4 protein-coding genes and 1 tRNA gene are annotated in these 5,544 nt (G+C 73.8%); all 5 read left to right on the top strand.

The window, feature by feature from the left end; all coding sequences use genetic code 11:
* Nucleotides 1-119: 119 nt before the first annotated feature.
* Nucleotides 120-204: transfer RNA gene (locus tag EBN88_RS28140), tRNA-Leu, on the top strand.
* 610 nt (nt 205-814) lie between these two features.
* Nucleotides 815-1,690 (top strand): helix-turn-helix domain-containing protein, encoded by an 876-nt coding sequence (locus tag EBN88_RS28135; protein ID WP_233581060.1) that lies wholly within the window; start codon nt 815-817, stop codon nt 1,688-1,690.
* A 353-nt stretch (nt 1,691-2,043) separates the two neighbouring features.
* Nucleotides 2,044-3,591 (top strand): amino acid adenylation domain-containing protein, encoded by a 1,548-nt coding sequence (locus EBN88_RS28130; RefSeq protein WP_122399848.1) that lies wholly within the window; start codon nt 2,044-2,046, stop codon nt 3,589-3,591.
* Nucleotides 3,591-3,911 (top strand): hypothetical protein, encoded by a 321-nt coding sequence (locus EBN88_RS30925; RefSeq protein ID WP_122399847.1) that lies wholly within the window; start codon nt 3,591-3,593, stop codon nt 3,909-3,911. Before EBN88_RS28130 ends, EBN88_RS30925 begins: the two co-directional genes overlap by 1 nt.
* 56 nt (nt 3,912-3,967) lie before the next feature.
* Nucleotides 3,968-5,544 (top strand): condensation domain-containing protein (locus tag EBN88_RS28120; protein WP_233581058.1); only part of this gene is annotated, 1,577 nt, incomplete at its 3' end.

Raw genomic sequence — 5,544 nt, 5'->3', positions numbered from 1 at the left:
CGCCGGCCCGGCGGGCGGGAGGCGGCGGCTTTGGCGGCCCCGGCGGGCGGGAACGGTGGGCCCGGAAGCTTGGTATGGTTGACCCCGTCACCGCGGCCGAAGCGCCGCGCACACCTGATGTCCGGGTGGCGGAATGGCAGACGCGCTAGCTTGAGGTGCTAGTGCCCGTTTAAGGGCGTGGGGGTTCAAGTCCCCCCTCGGACACTCCCAGAAACCCCAGTTGACCTGGGGTTTTTCTGTTGTCGGGGGCCTGCGGTGACCAGCGGCGTGACCAGCCCGTAAACGATCTCGGCCGTCAGGCGACCGTGCCCAGCCCGCCCAACCACCGGCCGGCGGACGGCCTCTCCGGTTAGCGTGCCACGTCGCCGGCGAGGGCGGCGGCGTCTTGGCCGCCGGGCATCATGGCCCGAGCGGCGGCCAGCAACTCCGCGATCACCGCGCCGAGTTCCGTCCGCCGCTCCACGTCCCGCAGCCGAGCCAGCCGGGCACGGGTGGTCCGTGAGCGGCACGAGGGCCAGCCCCGCCGGCCGCGCTCCGGACGTCTCACCCTGACCAGCGGTTATTCCGATACCCCGAGCGACGGCACCGAGAAGACCGGACCCACCGGAATGTTTCCTTCGGCGAAACGTTTGCAACTCGACATTGCAGATGGGCCACCTCGTGGACAAAATGAATCACACCAGCGGGTGAAGCGGGTCCGGACGGGGGACACGTGCTCCGACACTTAGGGCTTGACCAGACGACCGAAGACGTCTACCGACTCATGCTGCGAAAACCCCGTCAGGGGGTTTCGGACCTCGCGGCCGCACTCGGCGTGGCGGAGAGTGTCGTGCGCGGGTCGCTCGACCGTCTCGCCGAGCTGTCGCTGCTGCGCTCGTCCGACGCCGAGTCGGGCATCTCCCCGGTGAGCCCGCAGATCGGCCTGGAGATGCTGATCGCGTCCCAACAGGCCGAGGTCTCCCGGATGCAGCAGGCGGTGGAGGAGAGCCGCGCGGCCGTCGCGCGGTTTGTCGCCGAGCACAGCTCCGCCGACCAGGCGCGCAAGGCGGCCGGCGTGGAACGGCTGAGCGGCGTCGACGAGGTGCGGCTGCGGCTGGAGGAGCTCTCCGCCGAGATCAGCTCGGAGACCTCCAGCCTCGCGCCCGGCGGCCCGCAGAGCACCTCCAACCGCGAGGCGAGCCGGCTGATCACCGCCACGCTGCTCGCGCGGGGCATCGTCGTGCGCACCGTCTACCTCGACAGCGTGAGCAACGACCCGGCCAGCCTGGAGCACGTGACCTGGCTGCACCAGGCCGGTGGTGAGGTGCGCACCGCCCCGACCCTGCCGTTGCGGGTGCAACTCATCGACCGCCGGATAGCCCTGCTGCCCCTCGACCCGGCCGACAGCTCCCGGGGCGCGGTCCTCGCGGTGGAGCCCGGCATCGTCGCCGCCGTGCAGACGCTGTTCGACACGATCTGGGAGAGCGCCCGCCCGCTCGACAGCGAGCCGGAGCCGTCGCAGAAGCCGACCGCCCGTGAACTGGCGGTGCTCAAGATGCTCTCCCAGGGCATGACGGACGAGGCGATCGCCCGCAAGCTCGCCGTCTCCCTGCGCACCGAGCGACGGATCGTCAGCGACCTGATGGCGGTCCTGGGCGCCCAAACGCGCTTCCAACTGGGACAACAGGCCGTCCGGCACGGGTATCTGTAGGCGCCATGACGCTGGTGTGACCGGCGACACACTGCTGCCATGCGCATTTTGTGTCAGCGCCTTCCTCTGCCATCAGCCCTCCCGGATGGCGAACCATCGCCTGTACCCCCGGTCCCCGCCGGGTGAGTACTTCGGGAGTTGATTTCGATGACGCCTCGCCTGACCAGCCTTGGCCGCGACTCCGCCGTCACTCCGGCCGCACCCGTCCCGCACGGCCACCGGTCCCGTCCGCTCGCCTCCGGTCCCGCCGAGGACGACGACATGGGGTGGCAGTAGCCCCCACACCGCGACACGGGGCCCGTGCGTCAGGCACGGGCACCGCGCAGCCTCAGACGACGACGGCGGGAGTCCCCATGCCCATCCCCACCCCAGCGGACCGAGGACACCACTCCCGTGTCGACGCTCTCTTCGCGCGCCAGGCGGCGCTGACGCCGCACGCCGTCGCCCTGGTCGACGGCGACCGGGTGCTCGACTACGAGCAGGTCGCCGAGCGCGGCCGGTGGATCGCGCGGCTGCTGGCCGACGCCGGCGTGCGGCCGGGCGATCTCGTCGGGATTCATCTGGACCGCACCGCCGAGCTGCCGATCGCCCTGCTCGGCGTCCTCGCGGCCGGCGGCGGCTATGTGCCGCTGGACCGGTCCCACCCGGACGAGCGGCTGGCCGACACGGTGGCCGCGGCCGGGCTGCGGGTGATGCTCTCCGACGCCGCCGAGCGGCCGGCCTGGACGCCGCCCGACACCCGGGTGCTCACGCTGTCGCCGGAGCCACCGGCCGCAGACGACCCCCGGTGGCCGGCGCCCGAGGGCGACGCCGAGGCGATCGCCTATGTCCTGTTCACCTCGGGCTCCACCGGCCGCCCCAAGGGGGTCGCCATGCCGCACCGCGGCCTGGCGAACCTCCTGGCCGGGCAGGGACCCGCCGGCCTCGGCGGCCCGGCCCGCACCCTTCAGTTCGCGCCCTGCGCCTTCGATGTGGCGAGCCAGGAGATCTTCACCACCTGGCTCGCCGGGGGAACGCTGGTGATGATGCCGGACGCGGTCAGGCACAGCCCGTTCGCCCTCGTGGACCACCTCGCCCGACACCGGGTGGAACGCGTGTACCTCCCGGTCGTCGCGCTCGACGTGCTCTGCCGCGCGCTGGTGAGCCGGGGAACGTCGCTGCCCCACCTGCGGGACGTGGTCACCGCCGGCGAGCAGCTCCGGATCACGCCGACCGTGCGGTCGGCGTTCGACGGGCCGCTGGCCGCCCGACTCCACAACCACTACGGCCCCACCGAGACCCATGTGGTGACCGCCCACACCCTGGCGGGTGATCCGGCCGACTGGCCCGCCCTGCCGCCCATCGGCCGGGCCGTCCCCGGGGCGACCACGCTGGTGGTCGGCCCGGACGGCGCGCCGGCCCCGCCCGGCGGCACCGGAGAACTCCTCATCGGCGGCGCGCAGGTGGCGCTCGGCTACCTCGGCCGCCCCGACCTCACCGCGGAACGCTTCGTCGATCGCCCCGACCACGGTCGGCTGTACCGCTCCGGAGACCTCGTCCGGCTGGGCGAGGACGGGGTGCTCACGTTCCTCTCCCGGCTCGACGACCAGGTCAAGATCCGGGGCCACCGGGTCGAGCTGGGCGAGATCGAGACGACGGCCGCGGAGATCCCCGGGGTGGCCAGGGCGGTCGCCGTCGCCCACGCTGACGCCTCGGGCCACACGTCGCTGGCGCTCTACGTCACCGGGGACTTCCCCGACGGGACGGCGGCGGCCTCGCGGGTGCGGTCCGGCCTCGCCACGTCGCTGCCGCCCGCCATGCTCCCCTCCCGGGTCCACCTGGTGAGCGAACTGCCGGTCAACGCCAACGGCAAGGTCGACCGCCGGAAGCTCGCCGACACGGCGGTGGGGAGTCCACGGTGATGACGTTGAAGGTCCAGTTCGTGCCGGACACCCCGGGGCGCCGACTGGACTGTGAACCACGCGAATTGTCAGGGGAGTTGCTCGCCGCGCTCGCCGACCTGGGCATCGAGCACGTGCACGTCGTCCGCAGGGGCGGCCGGCTGGACGCGATCATCTACTTCCTCGCGGACCGCCCGCTCACCGCCGAACGCGAGATATGCGACGCCCTGGCCCGGTACGCGGCCAGCGCGGCGTCCCTCGCCGGGATGCGCGTCGACGTGTGCGAACTCGACTTCTACCTGACCGTCGGGATGCCCCCGCCCGAAGCCCCCTCCGACTGACGTTCCCCGATCGGCCCGCCGACCCCGACCCGGCTCACCCGGAGACGAGGACCGAGATGACCGACCGCACCAGGCAACGGCTGCTGCGCCTGAGCCCTCAGGAGAGACGCGAGCTGCTGCGGCGCCTCGGCGCCGGCGGCGCCGCCCCCTCGGCGGAACCCACCGAAGCCGCCGGCCACGCGGCGGGGCCTCCCGCCACGGAGGCGGAGCGGACCGGCCGTCGCCGGCCGGCAACCCCGGCGCAGGTCTCCCAGTGGTACCTGTGGAACCTCGCCCCGGCCAGCGACGCCTACCACGTTCCGCACCTGTTCGACCTGCGCGGCCCGCTCGACGAGGCTGCCCTGGAGGAGGCGCTGCGCGGCGTGTTGGCCCGCCACGAGGGGCTGCGGGTCAGCTTCGAACAGCGTGCCGGGCGGGTGTGGCAGCGCCTCGGCGTGGTGCCGACCGATGTGCTGCGGCGCGGGACGGCGGACGGCCGCTCCGCCGCCCGTCGGACGCTGCTGGCCGCCGCGTGCGACCCGTTCGACCTGAGGACGGGCCCGCTGTACCGGTTCGCCCTGTGCCGCTACGGCCGTGACCGGAACCTGCTGCTGCTCTGCTTCCACCACAGCGTGATCGACGACCACTCGGCCACGGTGCTGCAACGGGACCTCGCCGCCCGCTACGCCCAGGCCGCCACCGGGCGACCCGCGACGCTCCCGGCGAGCGAACCGCGCCCGGTGGACACGCCGCCCACGGGCGGCGGGGCGCGGGCCGCCGCCGGCCTGCGGCACTGGGTGGAAACCCTGCGGGGCGGGAACCCGACCATCGTCCCGCCCGACCGCGTCAGCACCTCGGCTACCCATCCCAGGAGCCGCGTCGTCGTTCCGCTGCCCACGGCGACGGTGGCGGCCGTCCGCCGGCTGGCGGCCTCGTCGGGCACCACGTCCTATGTGGGGTACCTCGCGCTGAGTTGGCTCTTCCTGGCCAGGCTCACCGGCCGACGGGACATCACCCTCGGCTCGCCCGTCAGCATCCGGAGCGGCGGCCGGGACAGGGACGCCGTCGGGTTCTTCCTCAACTCACTCGCCCTGCGGGGCGCGGTGCGCCCCGAGGAGACGCCGCGTGACCTGGTCCGCCGGGCCCACCGGGTCTTCACGGACGCCATGGCGCACCGTGAGCACCCGCTGGACGACGTCACCCGAGCCGTGGCCGGCGCCACCGGGCGGCCGGGGCGACCGCTCTTCCGCGCCCTGCTCGCCTACCTCAGAAGCGACCCGGACACGGAGAGGACCGCCCTGCGGCTGCCCGGGGTCACCGTCTCCCACGAGCCGGTCAACTGCGCGCACACCGCGTTCGACCTGGGCATCACCGTGCTCGACGCGGGCGAGCGGATCACCGTCCTCCTCGACTACGCCGCCGACCTCTACGACGACGCCTCGGCGTGGAACTGGCGGACCGTCTGGCGGATGGTCGCCGAGGCCGCCCTACGACCCGACCTGCCCCTGGCGCCCCTGCTGCGCGAACACCACCCACCGGGCCGACCCGGCGGCGCCGGGGACGCGTTCCGCCCGGTGCCGCGCCGCGCGGGCGGTGGCGGGGCCGAGGAGCCGGCCGGCCCCGGCACCGCCGTGGTGGCCGGGGACGACGCGGT

Source organism: Streptomyces triticirhizae (assembly GCF_003696235.1).
Lineage (GTDB): Bacteria > Actinomycetota > Actinomycetes > Streptomycetales > Streptomycetaceae > Streptomyces > Streptomyces triticirhizae.
Note: the sequence above shows the minus strand (reverse complement) of the source record. Positions and strands in the feature narration are given on the sequence as shown.

Bases quoted from the DNA above. Each gene is read 5' to 3' on its own strand.
- EBN88_RS28130 (WP_122399848.1), top strand. From the start codon at position 2,044: ATGCCCATCCCCACCCCAGCGGACCGAGGACACCACTCCCGTGTCGAC.
- EBN88_RS30925 (WP_122399847.1), top strand. From the start codon at position 3,591: ATGACGTTGAAGGTCCAGTTCGTGCCGGACACCCCGGGGCGCCGACTG.